Annotated in this window: 13 protein-coding genes and 2 pseudogenes; 7 read left to right on the top strand and 8 right to left on the bottom strand. The window is 35.2% G+C overall.

The window, feature by feature from the left end; translation table 11 throughout:
* Window positions 1-50 precede the first annotated feature (50 nt).
* From ACZZZA_RS15020 to gcvP, 3 genes and pseudogenes are all read left to right on the top strand, one after another.
* A complete protein-coding gene (locus ACZZZA_RS15020; protein ID WP_463433101.1) occupies window positions 51-308 on the top strand; it encodes a hypothetical protein in 258 nt (85 codons plus the stop codon).
* A gap of 425 nt (window positions 309-733) precedes the next feature.
* Complete coding sequence (locus ACZZZA_RS15015; protein ID WP_463433795.1) at window positions 734-1,393, top strand: J domain-containing protein; 660 nt, start codon at window positions 734-736, stop codon at window positions 1,391-1,393.
* 288 nt (window positions 1,394-1,681) lie between these two features.
* Window positions 1,682-4,541: pseudogene (gene gcvP / locus ACZZZA_RS15010) on the top strand (aminomethyl-transferring glycine dehydrogenase).
* 179 nt (window positions 4,542-4,720) lie between these two features.
* Here the strand turns inward: gcvP and ACZZZA_RS15005 are convergent.
* The gene (locus tag ACZZZA_RS15005; RefSeq protein WP_463433100.1) at window positions 4,721-6,061 is read right to left on the bottom strand and encodes a hypothetical protein; all 1,341 of its coding nucleotides are present in this window, start codon (window positions 6,059-6,061) and stop codon (window positions 4,721-4,723) included.
* A gap of 306 nt (window positions 6,062-6,367) precedes the next feature.
* Between ACZZZA_RS15005 and ACZZZA_RS15000 the strand changes: the two genes are divergently transcribed.
* Both ACZZZA_RS15000 and ACZZZA_RS14995 read left to right on the top strand, forming a co-directional pair.
* Window positions 6,368-6,742, top strand: coding sequence for a hypothetical protein (locus ACZZZA_RS15000; RefSeq protein ID WP_463433099.1), 375 nt, complete (start codon window positions 6,368-6,370; stop codon window positions 6,740-6,742).
* Window positions 6,672-9,371 carry a LamG-like jellyroll fold domain-containing protein gene (locus tag ACZZZA_RS14995; RefSeq protein ID WP_463433098.1) on the top strand — a complete coding sequence of 900 codons (2,700 nt, stop codon included), beginning with the start codon at window positions 6,672-6,674 and terminating at the stop codon, window positions 9,369-9,371. The genes ACZZZA_RS15000 and ACZZZA_RS14995 overlap by 71 nt, the downstream gene beginning before the upstream one ends.
* Window positions 9,372-9,614: 243 nt before the next feature.
* Here the strand turns inward: ACZZZA_RS14995 and ACZZZA_RS14990 are convergent, their stop codons facing one another.
* From ACZZZA_RS14990 to ACZZZA_RS14975, 4 genes are all read right to left on the bottom strand, one after another.
* Complete coding sequence (locus tag ACZZZA_RS14990; protein ID WP_463433097.1) at window positions 9,615-10,073, bottom strand: DUF5063 domain-containing protein; 459 nt, start codon at window positions 10,071-10,073, stop codon at window positions 9,615-9,617.
* A 232-nt stretch (window positions 10,074-10,305) separates the two neighbouring features.
* Window positions 10,306-11,028 (bottom strand): AAA family ATPase, encoded by a 723-nt coding sequence (locus tag ACZZZA_RS14985; protein WP_463433096.1) that lies wholly within the window; start codon window positions 11,026-11,028, stop codon window positions 10,306-10,308.
* Between the two features lie 178 nt (window positions 11,029-11,206).
* Window positions 11,207-11,707: a MepB family protein gene (locus ACZZZA_RS14980; RefSeq protein ID WP_463433095.1), complete on the bottom strand. Its 501-nt coding sequence runs from the start codon at window positions 11,705-11,707 to the stop codon at window positions 11,207-11,209.
* A gap of 580 nt (window positions 11,708-12,287) precedes the next feature.
* Entirely contained in the window at window positions 12,288-12,947 is a 660-nt protein-coding gene (locus ACZZZA_RS14975) for an Fpg/Nei family DNA glycosylase (protein WP_463433094.1), read from the bottom strand.
* A 144-nt stretch (window positions 12,948-13,091) separates the two neighbouring features.
* Here ACZZZA_RS14975 and ACZZZA_RS14970 point away from each other — a divergent pair, with 144 nt between their 5' ends.
* Together ACZZZA_RS14970 and ACZZZA_RS14965 are read left to right on the top strand one after the other, a co-directional pair.
* On the top strand, window positions 13,092-14,447 hold the full coding sequence (locus tag ACZZZA_RS14970) for a deoxyguanosinetriphosphate triphosphohydrolase (protein ID WP_463433794.1): 1,356 nt from the start codon (window positions 13,092-13,094) through the stop codon (window positions 14,445-14,447).
* A gap of 72 nt (window positions 14,448-14,519) precedes the next feature.
* Window positions 14,520-15,451: pseudogene (locus ACZZZA_RS14965) on the top strand (SPFH domain-containing protein).
* 230 nt (window positions 15,452-15,681) lie between these two features.
* On the opposite strand, the gene ACZZZA_RS14960 reads toward ACZZZA_RS14965, so the two are convergent.
* The 3 genes from ACZZZA_RS14960 to ACZZZA_RS14950 all read right to left on the bottom strand — a co-directional run bounded on the left by ACZZZA_RS14960 (window position 15,682) and on the right by ACZZZA_RS14950 (window position 18,577).
* Window positions 15,682-16,005: an Mpo1-like protein gene (locus ACZZZA_RS14960; RefSeq protein WP_463433093.1), complete on the bottom strand. Its 324-nt coding sequence runs from the start codon at window positions 16,003-16,005 to the stop codon at window positions 15,682-15,684.
* Window positions 16,006-16,288: 283 nt separating this feature from the next.
* The gene (locus tag ACZZZA_RS14955; RefSeq protein WP_463433092.1) at window positions 16,289-16,900 is read right to left on the bottom strand and encodes a hypothetical protein; all 612 of its coding nucleotides are present in this window, start codon (window positions 16,898-16,900) and stop codon (window positions 16,289-16,291) included.
* 3 nt (window positions 16,901-16,903) lie between these two features.
* A complete protein-coding gene (locus tag ACZZZA_RS14950; RefSeq protein ID WP_463433091.1) occupies window positions 16,904-18,577 on the bottom strand; it encodes an APC family permease in 1,674 nt (557 codons plus the stop codon).
* Between the last annotated feature and the right edge of the window lie 13 nt (window positions 18,578-18,590).

The following is an 18,590-nucleotide window of genomic DNA, read 5'->3' as shown; positions in this document are numbered from 1 at the left end:
TAATAAGACATATTTTAAAACAAGAGGTAGTAAAATTTAAAATTAAAAAAATGAAAAATTCAGTATTAAAAGGTATTCTAGGAGCATTAGCCGTTGCCGGAGTTGCAATCGTTGCTAAAAAAGTAATTGAAAGAAAGAGATTGGTAAGAGGTATTTTCAACGAATACGGAATCAAAGAAAAATCTCCTTTCGGACTGGCTGATAAAATCAGAGAAATGGATGAGGAAAAATATCAGGAATTGAAAGGAAAGCTTAAGAAGGAATTTAAATCCAAATGCTGCAAAAGAGAAAATGCTTTCGAAGCATAATAATTTATCTTTAATTCAATTGAAATTGTTGATTCCGGTGCGGGAAGCTTCGCTTCCCGCACCGGAATTTTTTGTTTAAAAAGTAATTGAGGCTATTAGCCGCCATTTAACCTTTTTTAATTAAAATCAATATAGAGTTTGTCATTCCGTAGGAATCTAAACATCTCTAAAAAAACCGCTGAGATTCCTACGGAATGACAAACACGGTGGATATTCAGATTCAAAAAAAAACAAAATTGTTCATCTTCGCTGAGTAAAATCGTAAATTCTACGCAATCAAACGCATTTGCGAACGAAAAATATTTTCAATCATTGAAAAAACTCAGCAACCTTTGCGTCAAAAAAGAGATTGCTTCGCTTTGTTCGCGATGATAAAAATCGTGTATAAATAAAAATAACAAAGAAAATAAAATTCTTATTTTTGTATTCACTTACATGAAAGATTACTACTATTTCTCGGGATTTCTCACAATGCTTCAGATGAAGACATCAAAAAATCCTACAGAAAACTTTCATTAAAATACCATCCCGATAAAAATGAAAATGATGAATTCTTTGCAGACCGTTTCAAAGAAATTCAGGAAGCGTATGAAACCTTGAGTGATAAAGGGAGAAGAATTTCCTATGACCAGAATTTAGAAAGTCAGCAGAAAAGTTTCAGATATACGGTTCCGCCTTCTATTAAAACTTTTTCAGCCAATAAAATTCACGCAAAAAAAGGAGAGGAGATTATCATCAATTGGCAAACTCAAAATGCTGATGTAGTGAAAGTATTGCCGTTCGGATTGGAAAAAGCGTACGGAGAAAGAATATTTAAGATTACGGAATTCAAAAACGGTAAATTCCAGTTATTGCTTCATGCAACCAATTCGCTTTTGCATAAAACAGTCGTTCAGGGGATTACAATAACAGAAGTTTTTGAAAGTGATGGTGAAAAATTCAGAGACAAAGCTGAAGAACTTTTCAAGTCACAACCAAGAACTGCAACAAATCCTAAAGGTCAGCCAAAAATTTTCAGATTAATTTTTGGACTTTTAATTTTAGCTTTAGCAATATATTTTTTAATCAGCAGTATAACCAGCTAAGCCAGTTTCTTATTTCCAGGGCATTTTTTACACCTTTTACCTTTCTTAAATTTTTTACAGCAAGATTTTTTTTCACAGAACATTTCTTCATTACTAAAAGAAAATGCCGGAGCCAATGGCGGTACTTTAAATGGAGTGATGATATTCATACTGCAAATATATTAATTTAGAATAAATATAATTAATAATTAACATATAAATAATATCAATAGTTTTTATCATTGCTAATCTGCCTAAAAAAACGTAATTTTACCCATCTTTTTTTACAAACAAAATCTAATTATAAAAATGAATACAGAACAGTTTGTGAGCCGTCACATCTCCCTAAACGAAGCCGATAAGCAGGCAATGTTGGAAAAAGTGGGCGTTTCAAGTATCGAAGAGTTAATTTCTCAAACCATTCCATCATCCATCCGTTTAGAAAATGATCTGAATATTTCAGAGCCGCTTTCAGAATATCAAATGCTGAATCACTCACAGGAATTGGCAGCTAAAAACACGGATTATACGAGTTATATTGGTTTTGGGTACCACAATACCTTGTTGCCATCGGCAATTCAGAGAAATATCTTTGAAAACCCAAGTTGGTACACCGCTTATACGCCATATCAGGCAGAAATCGCACAGGGAAGATTAGAAGCTTTGCTTAATTATCAGACTGTTGTTTGTGATTTAACTGGTTTTGCTCTGGCAAATGCATCTTTATTGGATGAATCTACGGCAGCAGCAGAAGCGATGCATATGTTCTTCAATAACAGAACAAAAGATCAGAAAAAAGCGAGAGCTAACAAGTTTTTCGTTTCTGATCTGGTTTTACCTCAAACGGTCTCTGTTTTAAAAACAAAAGCGGAAGGTTTAGAAATCGAAATCGTAGAAGGTGATCACAAAACGCACCAATTCGACGAGTCTTACTATGGAGTATTATTACAATATCCGGGTAAAAACGGGATTGTTTTGGATTATACAGAAGATATTGCTGAATACAAAAAATTAGATTTACAGGTAGTTGTAGCTTGTGATCCGATGGCTTTGGTTAAACTGAAATCTCCTGCATCAATGGGCGCTGACTGTGCTGTTGGTACTTCACAGAGATTTGGTATTCCTTTAGGTTATGGTGGTCCGTCACGCAGCATTTTTCTCTTGTAAAGAAGACTACAAAAGAGATATCCCGGGAAGAATTATCGGGGTGTCTCAGGATATGTACGGAAAACGTGCACTGAGAATGGCTTTGCAGACGAGAGAGCAACACATTAAGAGAGAAAGAGCAACTTCAAATATCTGTACTGCTCAGGTTCTTTTAGCGGTTATGGCTGGAATGTACGCTGTTTATCATGGTCCGAAAGGATTAAATTACATTGCCGATCAGATTCACTTTAAAGCAAATGCTTTGAAAGGCGGATTGAAAGCTTTGGGTTATCAGACGGTTGAAGAGCCCATCTTTGACACTGTGAAAATCGTGATGAGCGAAGATGAAAAGACCAGATTAATGAGAATGATGCTGGATCACCGATTAAATCTGAACTATTTCACAGAAGGTGTGGTAAGTATTGCCATTAATGAGAGTACTACACTAGAAAAACTAAATGTTTTGATGGCTTCTTTTGCTCAGTTTAAAGACAAGCAGACATTTAAATTAGAAATAAAAGAAGGATACAGCATCCCGGAAGAAAATCTTAGAAAAGATGAGATTCTTACGGAAGAAGTATTCAATAAATATCATACAGAGACAGAATTGATGCGTTACATCAAGCGTCTTGAAAGAAAAGATTTATCATTAACTCATTCCATGATCTCTCTTGGTTCTTGTACAATGAAACTGAACGCTGCGACTCAGATGTTACCACTTTCGTGGGCAGGTTGGGGAAGTGTGCATCCATTTGTACCCGTAAATCAGGCAGCAGGTTATCAGGAAATGATCAAAGAATTAGAGAAAGATCTTTCTGAAATCACTGGTTTTGCAGGAACTTCGCTTCAGCCAAATTCAGGTGCTCAGGGAGAATATGCTGGTTTGATGGTGATTAGAGAATATCACATCTCAAGAGGTGAAGGTCACAGAAATGTGGTTTTGATTCCTCAGTCTGCACACGGAACCAATCCGGCATCTGCAGCAATGGCAGGAATGAAGATTGTGGTCGTTAAAAACCTTGAGAGCGGAGAAATTGATTATGAAGATTTCAAAGCAAAAGCAGAAGCTAATTCTGAGAATTTATCTGCAGTAATGATCACGTATCCGTCAACTTACGGATTCTTTGATGCCAACATTAAAGAAATCACCCAATTGGTTCACGATCACGGCGGACAGGTTTATATGGATGGTGCCAACATGAATGCTCAGGTTGGGTACACAAGTCCTGGAAACATCGGTGCAGACGTTTGTCACCTTAATCTTCACAAAACTTTCGCAATTCCTCACGGAGGTGGAGGTCCTGGTGTTGGTCCGATCTGTGTTGCGAAACATTTAGTTCCTTTCTTGCCTACCAATGCTAACATTAAAGTAGGTTCAAAAGAAGCGATTGAAGGAATTTCTGCTGCACCTTACGGATCTGGTTTAATCTTAAATATCTCTTATGCTTACATCAAAATGTTGGGAACTTCAGGTTTGAAAAAAGCAACGGAGCACGCCATCTTAAATGCCAATTACTTAAAAGAAATCTTGGCGGAACATTTCCCTATTTTATATTCAAATACAGAAGGCAGAGTAGCGCACGAATGTATCGTAGATTTCCGTCAGTTCAAATCTTTAGGAATTGAAGTGGTTGATGTTGCCAAAAGATTGATGGATTACGGTTTCCATGCTCCCACGGTTTCTTTCCCGGTTGCAGGAACACTAATGATTGAGCCTACAGAATCTGAAAGCAAATCTGAAATTGACCGTTTTGCCGAAGCTCTTATTGCTATCAAACATGAAATTGATGAGATTGCCAATGGTGAAGCAGATCAGACCAACAACGTATTGAAAAACGCTCCTCATACTGAGCAGTTGGTGATTTCTGATTCTTGGGACAAACCATACAGCAGAGAGAAAGCAGCTTATCCTCTACATTGGGTAAGAGATCACAAATTCTTTGCGACTGTTGCAAGAGTTGATGAAGCTTACGGAGACAGAAACTTGGTTTGTACTTGTGAGCCGATTGAAGCTTATATGTAATTAAAAGTTTTTTATATAATGAACCCCTTTCAGTGATGAAAGGGGTTTTTGTTGAAAATTTTTTAAATGAGCTTAAACGTTTTGAGGCTTTACGTTTTGGCGGAAAATCGAAGCACTAAACTGTCTGCCAGTACTGAATCCGCTTTTTTGCCAGCTGCCCGTTATGCAGTACTGATTTTCTACCAATCATGTTTCATCAAAGATTTTACCACCAAATTTGTCAAGTCAACACCCAAATTATAATGATATTCTGTTTCATCTTGCCAATTGTCTGACAAACTCATTATTGCGATTTCATTAATATTTTTGTCATTATTTAAATGGCTGAATTCCTTTTTAAACAGTTCTATATATTCATTTCTAATTGGAACTAATACCACTTTTGAGTCTGGAAGTTTTTGATGGTCATTGATTAAAGTCGGGCAGAAAAGAATTGTATTTAGAATTCCACTTTTATTATTCACTAATTCTTTTAACTCTTCAAAATTTTCTGAAAATTCTTTATTACTTGCGGTCATTAATAATCCCCAAGATAAGTGGTGTTCAAAAATAAATTCCTCGGTTACTTTTAGTTTTCTAATAATCCCAATGGCAATATCAATAATATATTTTTGCGCATTTAAGTTACCCTCAAAAAGGAAAAAAGTAAGTGCAATATAAAATGGCACATGGTCATGAATAAAAATATCATAGTCGTAATTTAATCCAGGTAAATATTCAATCTTATTAAATGTTTCCGTTTTCTGAGCCTCAATAAGTAGGCTTGTAAAATCTAAGCCATTAATTTCATTCCCAAATTTTGAGTGTAGTAATCCCAAATTGATAAACTCCGAAGTGATACTTGCAGAGTAACCTTCATAATCTATATAGACTGATTGCTTATCAGTAAATAATCTGTATAAAAATTTCAAATACTGTTCTTGAAACAATTTGTAACGAGATGTAATATCAGCATATACTTGTCCAATTCGGTAGAATTGGTTTACATGAATTAATTTTTCAATATTTGTCAGAAATCTCTCTAATTCAATTTCTGATTTGATTTCATCATATTCATGAATTAGTCTAATAATGTAGTACAAGTTTACATTATTGTGAATTCTTCTATGTTGAGATATAATTTTGAGTAGTAGATTTTCAATTTCAGCATTATTAATTCTAAATATGTCATAGTTATGTTTTCCGAAAAGTCCAATTAAATCATTGTATTTTTCTGAATTCTCTGCTCCATTGATTATTATATGAAAGAAGAAAAGTGGTTTTTCAAACACTCTACTGTCTTTCCCGAAAATTTTTGTTGGATTGTTGGCAATTGAATTGTTGCTTGAACTTTCAATTTCAAATATGAAAAGCGGAAATATATTTTCTTTTTCATTAAACCATGCGATATCAATTGCCTGACTGCCAAATGAATTTTCACTCATTGGATATTCTGTGTCAGTATGATATCCCAATCCATTACCCAAGTCAATGAGAAAGTCAAATAGTTTCAAACTTATTTCTGTTGAGTGTTTACCCATTGATTTGTTGGTTTTCCTTCAGTACCGAATAACTTTTGTCTTCACGCATTGCGTCAATCCAAACTATAATCAAATATAACAAAAATCTTCAGAAATTGATTTATTACAATATGTTTAAGATAATCAATTTTAAATATATAAATCACAATCATCCTCCAATGATTTCCAACCTATTAACATCTCTTAACTTGGTGTAAGAACAATGATTAGTGATGTAATTATTTGATTTTTAGATGATAGCAGGATGGAGCAGGATGCTCATATTTGTCGTTGTGGGTAGTTTAGTTTAAACAAAATTTAATATTCATGAAAGATAAATCTTTACTCTTTAAGCAAACTCTTAAATCTTTATTGATTTGTGGAATCACACTTTCCACAGTCGATATAAATGCACAGACATTAGCATTTCCGGAAGCTACAGGTTTTGGTAGATTTACTACAGGAGCAAGAGGAGCAGCCAATCCTCAAATCTATTTGGTAACCAATTTGAATGACAGCGGTGCAGGTTCTTTCCGTGAGGCGGTAAGCCAGCCGGGTCGATTTGTGATTTTTAAAGTGGGAGGGATTGTTAATTTACAATCGGTCGTTGCCGTTGCTGCCAATACCACGATTGCCGGACAAACCGCTCCCGGAGAAGGAATCTTATTTTTACGGACCGAGAGTTTCATTTTCGGGATCTAATAATACCATTGCCAGATATTTCCGTGTTCGTTATGGCGGAACAGCCCAAAATCAAGATGCATCAGGAATTGCGAATGGTGCGAATATTATCTTAGATCATATGACTTTTACCTGGGGTACAGATGAAGTGTTTTCTGTGAACTGGGATAACAATGGGACGAGTCCTGATAATATTACGATCCAGAATTCAATCATCGGACAGGGATTACACCGTCACAATCACTCTGCGGGAGGATTGATGCAGCCACCAGTAGGCGGGAAGATCAGTCTGATCGGGAATTTATATATCTCTAATAAAACCAGAAACAACAAAGTAAAAGGGATTAATGAGTTCGTAAATAATGTAGTGTACAACTGGGGAAATTATGGCAATACGTACGGTCATACACAGTCAGGAGAAGCTTACATTATGGGCGGAGATTCTGCAGGAGCTTCTTATGCAAATATCATCAACAATTATTTTATCGGAGGTCCGAATACAAGCAGCACGGTTTCTACACCTTTTAGTGTGGGTAATGCCAACTTCAACTTGTATGGTCCCGGGAATTATTTTGATAACAATAAAAACGGAGTCTTAGACGGAACTTTGGTTCCCCAGAATTTAACGGGATTTCCTACAGGAGATGCAGCATCTATACTGACGACTCCTTATGATTACCCAATGAAGAATACAACTTTATCTGCTGTAGATGCTTATAATAATGTTGTTGCTGGAGTAGGAGCATCGTATCCAAGACGTGATCAGGTAGATCAATTGATGATTTCAGATTTATCATCTAAAGGAACCACTGCCGCTTATGTTTACGTACAAACGGATTTAACCACTCAGTTTGGTTTCACCAACGGTGGAGCAGGGCACATTTATGGGGCACCGGCTCCTTTGGATACTGATAATGATGGTATGCCGGATGCATGGGAAACTGCCAACGGACTGAATCCTAATGTTGCTGATGCTTTGGCAGTAAGTGCTACCAACGCTCCTTATCTGAACATAGAGGTTTATATTAACGGTTTACCGAATACACCGGCGCCAGATTTTATTATTCCACCAACGAATTTAAATTTCACTAATCCTCTTACCACCGGAACTCCTGCTTTAAGTTCTTTCACGGTTAACTGGAATGACAATGCAACCAATGAAACTAATTATGTACTGGAACGTTCTACGAATGGTACAACCTTTACAGTCATTGCAACATTGCCTGCGAATACAGTTACTTATAATGAAACGGGTTTAACGCCAAATACCCAATATTATTACAGAGTAAAAGCAACCAATGCAACAGATTCGTCTGTGTATACAGCCAATGCAACCATTACAACACCTCCGGTTCCGTCTGCACCAACACAGGCTACGGCTCCCAATCCTTCCAATGGAAATATCAATATTCAGCTAGATAATGGCAATCTGCTTTTAAAATGGTCGGGAAGCAGCAACACAACGAGTTATACTGTTCATTTTGGTACAGATCCTTTGAATCTAACCAATGTTGCAACAGTTCCATATTCAGCTACTCCTTCACATCAATTGACAGGTTTGAGTACAGCAACCAATTACTACTGGAGAATTGATGCAACCAATACTTTAGGAACAACTACAGGAATTGTATGGAATTTCCGTGCGATTACACCGAGTCTTGTAGGGAACTGGCCTTTTGCTGAAGCTCCGTTATCAGGTACACAAATTACAGATGTTTCGCCTTTTGCCAACCATGGTGTTTTAAGCGCGGCTTATGACAACGCAAGTGTAAGAGTTCCGGGAAAAGAAAACAATGCTTTAGATTTGGCAACTGCACCGGCAACTCCTTACATAGCGAGTATTCCTCATCAGGATCAGATCATGTTTAACAATAATTCATTTACCGTTTCTTACTGGATGAAAGCTCCGGCGAGCATGATCCCAGCATCTTCAGCGACAAGTCTTTATATTTTGTGTAAAGGTTCAATTACTAAAAATACAACAACTGGAGCTACCGGTAAACGTTTTAACATAGAGATCAAAGGCGGTCAGCTGCGATACGCTATTGATGATGATGTGACGAAAAAAGAAATTACATCACCTGTAGCCAATTATTTTACCAACAACTGGGTGCACGTAGTGATCCAGAGAGATATTGTTGCTCATAAAATGAGAATTTACACCAATGGCGTTTTAAGTGCTGAAGGTGACGAAACAGCAGTTACAGGAATTGGTGAAGCAAGCGATTTTGTCATTGGAAATATCGGTGAACTTGAATTTCAGGCAACTGCCAACGCTTCAGCTCCATACAAAGGTGCATTTGACGAACTGAAAATGTACAACTACGCATTAACTTCAACCGAAGTATCTGCTTTGTATAATCAGGCAGTGTTGAGCAATGAAGAATTCAGCATCAGTAAAAACGTAGGAACGGTATATCCGAATCCTGTAAAAGACCAGATTTTCATTAAACTTCCCGAATATAAAAAATCAAGTTTAACAGCGACAATTCTTGATATGACCGGAAAAGTGATCATTAAGGAAACAATAAAGTCTACAGGAAACGGAGTATTTAATTTAAATATCGGTGGTAGAAAAGTATCAGGAAATTATATTCTGAATGTTTCAGGAGACCATCTGAACAGCAATTTTAAAATTATTGTTCAGTAAAAAACAAAAGCACACTTAGTTTATTTCATATTACATTAGAAGATCCTTTCAATTTTTTGAAAGGATTTTTTTTGGAACAATCTGAAATTCGCTTCGTCTGGAGAGTGGCGAAAATTTGAAGAACATAAATTGGTCACAGATTTTTGGAAGACAGTGATCCTATAATTTCTGTACTTGGAAAATGAGGTGATAAAAATGAGAGGAGATTGCGGTGGGTGATTTTGGGGAGAATGGGAAAGTGAGTTATTTTCTCTGTTTTAGATAGTTTAATAAATCAATAATATGTTGCTGAGTATGACTTGAAAAAATAAATTCAAAATGCCAAAGTCCGTCATTTAGGCTATTGTTTTCTATTCTCCACTTTACTTCTAAGAGATCCAGGATAATATCTGATAAATCATCTATTGCATCACCAGTTGCAAGCTTCTCTTTATTGTCAAAATCCAGAAGGTCAAGAGCAATACAGTAAAAACCAAAGTCGGGAAAATTACTTTCAATATTCTTTCTTATGTCTTTATATTTGTGTGCGTCAAATTCTTTAAAATCAGTATTATCATATTCATAGCGAATATCAAAATATAAGTTGTAAATATTGACTAGAGATTTTTCTAGCAACAGATTTCTGTCATCTTTGCTAATTGTTAAGTTTGGCTCAAGTCCAAATTTTACGATTTCATTTATTGTTGGAATTAATTTTATCATCAAAATGCTATTTATCTGTCCAAGAGATTTATTTTAATGTTCAGTCTATTTCATAACAATTACAAAAAACATTTTGTAAACGGGTTGGTCGATTCCGTAGTAATGTATTTTATCTGTTTTGATTAAATATAATCCATCTTCAGATTGAAAATATTTTATGTTTTCTTTTTTTGCCGAGTTTAGTTAATATTGAAACTAAATACTTATCCTTCATCTAGTTTTTGTCCATTTGTTAGTTTTTTATGTTTAAATGGATTGATTCCAATTTCTCAATCAAATTTCCTTTCACCACCGTAAAAGCATAATCCTTCGCTTCAGCAAAAGAAATCTCATATTTTCTCTCGATATTTCTCAGATCATCAGGAAATTTTGCTAAAAGACGATCATAAAAACTATCCAGAAATTCTTTAGAAGGCATTTCGTATTTTATTTTCAGCTGAAAACGTCTGATGATGGCGGTGTCAATAATTTCTGCATGATTGGTGGCGCAAAGTAGGAGCGCATTTTCGGGATAATAATCGATTAACTGAATCAATGTATTCACGAGTCTTCTCATTTCACCCACATCTTTATCGTCACTACCGCGAGCTTTTCCGATCTGGTCGAGTTCATCCAAAAAAAGAACAGATCGTTCTCTTGCAGCTTTATCAAAAATCATTTTGATATTTTGCGAAGTTTCCCCGATTCTTGATGAAACGATATTGCTGAGGTTGAGAATAATGATATTTTTGCCCAAAGCATTAGCAATTGCCTTTGCAGTCATTGTTTTTCCGCAGCCTGAACTTCCTTCGAGAAGGACTTTATTGTTCACGGGAAGTCCGTATTCCATCAGTTCTTTGGCGTAGTTTTGTTCTTTGATGAGCTGTACAAAATGTTCTTTGTTATGAGGTTCAAGAAAAACATCATCGAGTGTTACTTCTTCTTTGTCCTGAATGATGAGGTTGTACAGATTCATTTTAGCTTTGTTGAAACAGTTTTGTGTTGCAAAGATAATCCTTTAGAATCTTTTTGGTTGATTAAGTTTTTTTTAGAATAGCGTTGCTTCTGGTAGATTTTGAAAAAAATAGTGTCAAGAAGTTTTCAATGTAATGGTTATCGGTGGCTCAATCCTTCTTGATACCTATTTTATTATTTTATAATGAAAAACGCCCGAGCTGACGAATTTTTCCAAGAAGATCATCATCAGAGAAATCTATGAAGAAATCTGTCTGCCAATCCTGAGTTTTGATCGCTTGTTTATTTTTGGGCGAATCCCAATTCGGATACACTCTGAAACCTCGTTTTCCTTCTTTCAATAAAGAAGTAAGAATATTTTCTTGAGTGAGAATATGTTTTGGAAAAAAGAAAATTCCGGATTTTTCATCAAATTCACAAGCGATAATGTAAAAATCAAAAAAATCTTCAGAAGTGAAAGGTTCGGTTTGTTTACTTTTAGGATTTCTCTTCCATAAAGTTACAAATTGTCCGATTTTCTTTGGGGTAATTTTAGCCTTTCTGAATTTGATGTTGAGATGATTAAGTTGAAAACTGTGTCCAAGATAATCTTCACATTCAGGATCTGGCTGAAGGTTTGAAATGATTAAGTCGAGCTTAGAAAAAATTGAATTTTGAAGTTGCTCAAGTTCTGTAATCATTTTTTGAGTTTTTTGCGCTCTTTTACTCCGGTTGAGTAAAAGAGCGGGCAGTCGTTTCAGACTGCAAACATAAAAATACTAACTGATAAAAATTGTTTTATGAGCTACTATTTTTAGTTGATAATTTAGTTGTTTTCTTTTTTTATCGTTGCGATATAAGAAGAAACTAAAACTGCACATGTTGCTACTCCGACGATTGCGATCATAATTTTTGAATTTTTATTTATTTTAATATTTATTGCGAATTCTGTAATGCAATATTACGGCTTTCAAATTGTATAGGCAATACAAATATTATGATGTATATCAGTTTGTTACGGCATTATTAAGCTATTTAAGAGTAACTGTAAATTGAATAATTTTAAAAATTTCATACAAATTGTCTGTAAAATAAATTATTTTATTCGTAAAATAATGTGAATATGTTAATGTATTCGTATTGTGTATTTAAGACTTGATAATCACAATAAGATAAAAATGCTTTGCATAATAAAAATTAAAGCACCCTAAATTGGTGCTTTATTGATTAAAGATGAACAAAATTTATTAGTATAATTTGTCAGTTATCCGTAGATACAGATTAATACAATTTCTGATCATTTTCACAGAAAAAACTCGTGCGTTTACTTTTTCCAGTGTCTTTCTTTGTAACTTCTTCACCACAAATCGGACAGTTTTTCTGATGATAAATTTGGAAATGTTTGCTGAGAACATTGGCTTTTTTCCATTTCTTAAAGTCGAAACCATAGTTTCTTGCTTCTGCGATAATTTCTTTCAGTTTTTTCGGAGGCAGGTTTCCGATCAGACTTTCCGGATGAATTCCTACTCTGAACAAAGCTTCGTTTTTGATGATATTCCCGACTCCGGAGAAAATATCCTGATTCATCAAGGCATCACAGATCATCATTTTAGGAGCTGCTTTTAAAGTTGCTTCAGTTTTTTCAGAGTTCCATCGGTCACTCATGATATCAGTTTCCCAGTCGATTTTTAAAAGAAAACTTTCATCAATGATTTTCACAACGCAAGTGTAAAAATACATTCCACCTTCTTTAAATGTCAAGCCAAGACGAAGCGTATCAATATCTTTCCTTTCATGCAGACTGTAAGAACCAAACATCATGAGATGGATTTTGAAAATAACATGATCAAAAATCAGATACGTTTGTTTCCCGAAGGTTTTGATTTCTCTTAGAATTTCTCCTTTTATTTTTGATGTTTCAGGAACTTCGCTTCCGCTCACTTCTATTACTTTTTCACCTGCAAATTTTTGCAGATCTTTCTTTCATTAGAATAATTGTTCGGACCTTCAGGCATTGTTTTGTTTTCAAGAAAAACTCAAATATTATTCCTTTAAAAGTAAAATTTGAATTAATTTTGGAAAATGATGAATTTGAACCAGATTTTTACCAGTCAGCGTACCGGTAACAATCCAAATACTGTTGCTTCAAGAACGGATTTCCAGAGAGATTTTGACCGGATTATTTTTTCGTCGGCATTTAGAAGATTGCAGAACAAAACTCAGGTTTTTCCTCTTCCGGGAAGTGTATTTGTACATAACCGATTGACGCATTCATTAGAAGTTTCTTCGGTAGGAAGAAGTCTGGGAAGTGTGATAGGAGAATTTATTTCTGAAAATCATCAGAATGAACTCACGGAAGAATCTAACAACTTTTATCAGCTTAATTTAGGAAACGTAATCGCTGCAGCCTGCCTTTGTCATGATGTGGGAAATCCTGCGTTCGGACACTCCGGTGAAGATGCGATTGCGAGCTATTTTGATAAAAATGAAAACGAACTTAAACCTAAATTTTCAACTAAAGAATGGGCAGATCTTGTTAATTTTGAAGGAAATGCCAATGCAATCCGTGTTCTCTCTCATCAGCAGCAAGGGAAAGATCTGGGAGGAACCCAACTTACCTTTACTACTTTAGCAAGTATCGCAAAATATCCCTGTGAAGCTGTCGCAAAGAAAAAAGGAATTATTCACAGGAAAAAATTCGGGTTTTTTCAGAACGAAAAAGAAACTTTTTTAGAAATAGCAAAAGGGGTTAATCTCATCCAGGAAAATGATGAACCTTATATTTTTAAAAGACATCCTTTTGTTTGGTTAGTAGAAGCCGCTGATGATATCTGCTACAATATTATTGATATGGAAGATGCACATCGTTTGGGGATTATTTCAAGTGCAGACTGCGAAAATCTTTTTATGGATCTTATCGAATCTGAAAATAAGGACATCAAAAAAGTTAAAGATAAGCTGGTTGCTATTTCAAATGATAACGAAAGGGTTTCTTACCTGAGAGCTAAAGTTATTAATGCATTAATCAATCAATCCATAGAAAGTTTTAAAACAAATTTCACTACAATTTTAGAAGGTAATTTAGATAAAGGTTTGTTGGATATTTACCGTGACGGAAATAAAGCACTACAAGAAATTGAATCTTATTCTATCGCTAAAATATACAATCACAAAGCTGTTGTAGAAATAGAAAATGCAGGTTATAATGTTATGTATGAATTGCTTGATCACTTTATTCCATCGGTTTTAAAAGCGAAAGATAACAGGAAATCTTACGATAAAATGGCTTTAAAACTTCTGCCACAACAATTTGTTTACGAAGAAGGGAATGATTACCAGAAAACTTTGGGAGTTATTGATTTTGTATCAGGAATGACCGATAATTATGCTACAGACTTGTATAGAAAAATAAAAGGAATCGATATCGGAATGACGATGTGATTTTTCAACTTTAATTTGATTTTTATTCTAAAAACTTGTATCTTATCACCTAATTCATAAAAAAACTATATGATGTATTATTTAGGTATTTTGGTCTTTTTCGGACTTGTTACATTATTCGCTTCATTCTTTACAGTAAAGCAGGAATCTGCAGCGGTTGTAGAACGATTGGGTAAATTTTTAAAAGTAAGCCACGCCGGTTTGCATTTGAAGATCCCTTTTTTGGATCAGATTTCTAAACGTCTGAATCTTAGAATTCAGCAATTGGATGTCATTATCGATACCAAAACTTTGGATAATGTTTTCATAAAAATGAAAGTTTCTGTGCAGTATCAGGTGATCAGAGAAAACGTAAAAGATGCATATTATCGTTTGGAAAATCCTGAAAATCAGATTACATCTTATGTTTTTGATGTGGTGCGTGCGGAAGTTCCAAAGACGAAATTAGACGATGTTTTTGTAAGAAAAGATGATATTGCAGTGGCTGTAAAAAGTGAATTGCAGGAAGCAATGCAAAGTTATGGTTACGATATTATCAAAGCTTTGGTGACAGATATTGATCCGGATGAACAGGTAAAACACGCCATGAACAGGATCAACGCTGCAGAACGTGAAAAAACTGCTGCAGAATACGAATCTGAAGCGCAAAGAATCAGAATCGTTGCGGTTGCAAAAGCTGAAGCCGAATCTAAAAAACTTCAGGGACAAGGGATTGCGGACAGAGAAGAGAAATAGCAAAAGGTCTTGAAGAGTCTGTAAAAATGCTGAATGCTGCAGGAATCAATGCGCAAGAAGCTTCGGCACTAATTGTGGTGACACAGCATTACGATACTTTACATTCCATCGGAGCCAATAACAGAAGCAATTTGGTGTTATTGCCCAATTCTCCACAGGCAGCAAGCTCTATGCTGAATGAATTGGTGGTTTCTATGGCTGCAACGCAGAAAATGGATGAAGTCAATAAGATACAATTACCCGAACCTCCAAGAAATCATGGGCATTAAGATCATTTGCTGAAAATATAAATCCCTTCAATACATATTGAAAGGGATTTTTTTATTTCTTGATTTTAGAAACAGTTTGTAAAGCAATGATGAAAATTTTATCGTTTTCTGGTCTGAAATTCTGCATTGTTTTGCGTTGAATCTCGACAAATATTGCTGTTAAATGAAAAGTTAAGGTTAAAATCTATAGAATATTTTTCATTATATGAAATTTTCAAAGGACTTCAAAGCTAAGATTTTTCTTTAGTTCTGAATTTTTGTTTTCCTATTAATAATTCGAAAAATAGTTTAAAATCTGACATCAGTGACCAAAGCGGATATTTAAAAGTGGCAGGTTTATTTCGCTCGATAAAAGCATGGCTCAGCCACGCAAAACCATATCCAAATATCGGAATGTACCAAAGAAATCTTTCTTTTCCGGTGTAAATGACAAACCCGATGACGAGAAAAACAAACAGAATTCCCAGAAAATGAAAAATTCTTGTTCCTAATTTCTTGTGTTCATCTAGATAAAATTCGTAGAACTCTTGGTATGTTTTGATTCTTTCAGGCATGGCAGTATAGTTTAAAGTTCTTAAGAAACTTTAGCAATTATTTCGCCAATTATTTATAGTAATATGATAGTTTGTTCCTGTTTAGATGATTTATTAAAATATTGTGTTACTTTCTTAAATAAATACCACTGTTTTTCTTAGACAAATGCAGGTTGTCAAAACTTTGTCTTTCATCGTGATAATTAAACGCAAAGCTAAACAAAGACTTAGCTTATAAGGTTTTCAAATTAAGATATACAAAGGCGTTCCACTTATATTCGAAAAACAAGGATTGGATATTATATCAATAATTTAAAGTTCCAAGCATAAATGTTTTGGAAGCGTTCAATGCCTGTGAATTTGTAGTTAATTCCTTTACAACACCCTTGTTTTTGATATAGCTGGAATGAATAAAATAAGTGTCTTTATTTTCTCTTGTAATAAAACCCGTATGGAAGTCGAGGCCGACAATGTACACCTGGTTTTTATCTTTGTTTAAGAGATAATTGTCTAAATCCTGTCTTTTGCTGAAATATTTGATGTCTTTACAAAGCTTTTTAATCATCACGGAAGAAGCTTGTTGTGCAAGATAAGTTCTGTTGATGTCGAAACCAAAATCAACCAGCGTATTCGTAACAAAATATCCGCAGGCAATGGTGTTTTTCTGAGGTTCTCTCGATGTTCCGTTGAATGACCAAGGTGTACCCATCCAATAATTGGGAACGTCGTAGTTGATAAATTTAAAAAGATAATTTTTCTTTTCTTCCGCAGTCTTTTTATTGATCGACCTTAAAAATTCTTTATAAGGAATCTTCTTTATTTCTGAATTCTGTACCGTTGGATCATTGCCCGATTCAACTTTAGATTTATTGCATCCTATGGTGATTAAACATAGCAGACAGAAAAGATATTTCATCTTTTAATTGGTATTTCTCAGCTTGCTGTTCTGATATCCGTAACAGAAATAAATTACCAAACCTACGGCAAACCATATCCCGAAATAGAACCAGTTTTCGTGGCTCATCCCTGTCAATAAATACAGGCAAGAGCTTAAACCGATTAATGGAATCAGCGATAGATTTTTGATAAAAGTTACCAGACAAAGAATCAGATTAACAATAATAAAAAAGAAAATTGATGCTCTGAATTCGCCCTCTTTGAGATCTTTCCAATCCATTAAGTTTTCAAAAAATGCCGGTTGAAAATAATAGAAACCCACTAAAGCTCCGATGAAAATTACCGGGAAAATAATTTTACCATTGATGTAGGGAAGGTGAAAACGACCTTTGATCTTTTCTTTTGGAGGGAGCATCAAAACGCCTGCACAAACCAGCACAAAGGCGAAAATAGTTCCGATACTTGTAAAATCTAAAATAAAACTTTTGTCTGTGAAAAGAATCGGAACTCCCACCACAATACCCGTAACAATCGTTGCGAATGCCGGTGTTTTGAATTTTGGATGCACTTCCTGAAACTTTTTGGGCATCAATCCGTCACGACTCATCGCATACCAGATTCTCGGTTGCCCCATCTGAAATACCAATAAAACTGTGGTAATCGCTACAATTGCGACAAATGAAACCGTCAGTTCCATCCAAGCAACATTAGCGTTTGTTTTTTCAAATATAAAAGAAAGAGGATCTCCAACTCCGTCGAACTTTCTGTAGTCGACCATTCCGGTTAAAACCAAAGTCAGACAGATATAAATAACGGTACACAAAGCCAAAGAAATAATCATTCCTTTTGGTAATGTCTTTTGTGGATCTTTTGTTTCTTCTGAAAGTACACTCAGTGCATCAAAGCCTATATACGCAAAGAAAACTCCTGAAACCGCACTCATCACTCCTGCAAAACCATTCGGCATAAATGATTGAGTTCCTGTCTCGATACTTACAGGTGTCCAGTTATCGGTATTGATGTATGAAAAACCAACCAGAATAACCAAAACGATTACGGCTAATTTTAAAATCACTAAAGAATTGTTGAAGTTTTTACTTTCTTTCACTCCACGATAGCACAGCCACGTAATTAATCCGTTAATCACCAATGCCGGAATATCAACGATCAGTTTTAAATTTCCCAGTAAAGGTGCAGATGTCCACGCATTGATCAGTTCTTTATTTTCAGAACCGTTTAAGAAAGCTTTTTTCGCTTCGGTATAACTGCACGTGAGATAATCAGGAATGTGCATTCCGAGACGCTCGATGAAACTTGTAAAATAATCTGACCAGGAGAAGGCGACATAGATATTTCCGAAAGAATATTCCATAATCAAAGCCCAGCCAATTACCCAGGCTATTAATTCACCAAAACTAGCGTAAGCATACGTGTAAGCAGAGCCCGCTGTAGGAATTCTGCTGGCAAATTCTGCATAACATAAAGCGGTAAAACCACAGGCAAAACCACAAATCAGATAGAGCAGGATAACGCCGGGACCACCTCTGAAAACGGCTTCACCCAAACTGCTGAAACTTCCGGCTCCGATGATGGCGGCAATTCCAAAAAAAACGATATCCCAAGTTCCTAAAACCCGCAAAAGATTGGTGGAAGTATCTGTTGCTGAATAGTTTTTCCTTCTGAAAAGTTGATTCATTTAATAGTTATCT

The sequence above is a fragment of the Chryseobacterium sp. AC405b genome (assembly GCF_979258685.1).
The sequence above is the reverse complement of the archived record's forward strand: the minus strand, read 5'-3'. Positions and strand labels throughout refer to the sequence as shown.

Coding starts and splice junctions, on each gene's coding strand:
- ACZZZA_RS15000 (WP_463433099.1), top strand. CDS start 6,368: ATGAAAGATAAATCTTTACTCTTTAAGCAAACTCTTAAATCTTTATTG.
- ACZZZA_RS14960 (WP_463433093.1), bottom strand. CDS start 16,005: ATGCCTGAAAGAATCAAAACATACCAAGAGTTCTACGAATTTTATCTA.
- ACZZZA_RS14990 (WP_463433097.1), bottom strand. CDS start 10,073: ATGATAAAATTAATTCCAACAATAAATGAAATCGTAAAATTTGGACTT.
- ACZZZA_RS14970 (WP_463433794.1), top strand. CDS start 13,092: ATGAATTTGAACCAGATTTTTACCAGTCAGCGTACCGGTAACAATCCA.
- ACZZZA_RS14950 (WP_463433091.1), bottom strand. CDS start 18,577: ATGAATCAACTTTTCAGAAGGAAAAACTATTCAGCAACAGATACTTCC.
- ACZZZA_RS15005 (WP_463433100.1), bottom strand. CDS start 6,061: ATGGGTAAACACTCAACAGAAATAAGTTTGAAACTATTTGACTTTCTC.
- ACZZZA_RS14985 (WP_463433096.1), bottom strand. CDS start 11,028: ATGAATCTGTACAACCTCATCATTCAGGACAAAGAAGAAGTAACACTC.
- ACZZZA_RS15020 (WP_463433101.1), top strand. CDS start 51: ATGAAAAATTCAGTATTAAAAGGTATTCTAGGAGCATTAGCCGTTGCC.
- ACZZZA_RS14980 (WP_463433095.1), bottom strand. CDS start 11,707: ATGATTACAGAACTTGAGCAACTTCAAAATTCAATTTTTTCTAAGCTC.
- ACZZZA_RS14955 (WP_463433092.1), bottom strand. CDS start 16,900: ATGAAATATCTTTTCTGTCTGCTATGTTTAATCACCATAGGATGCAAT.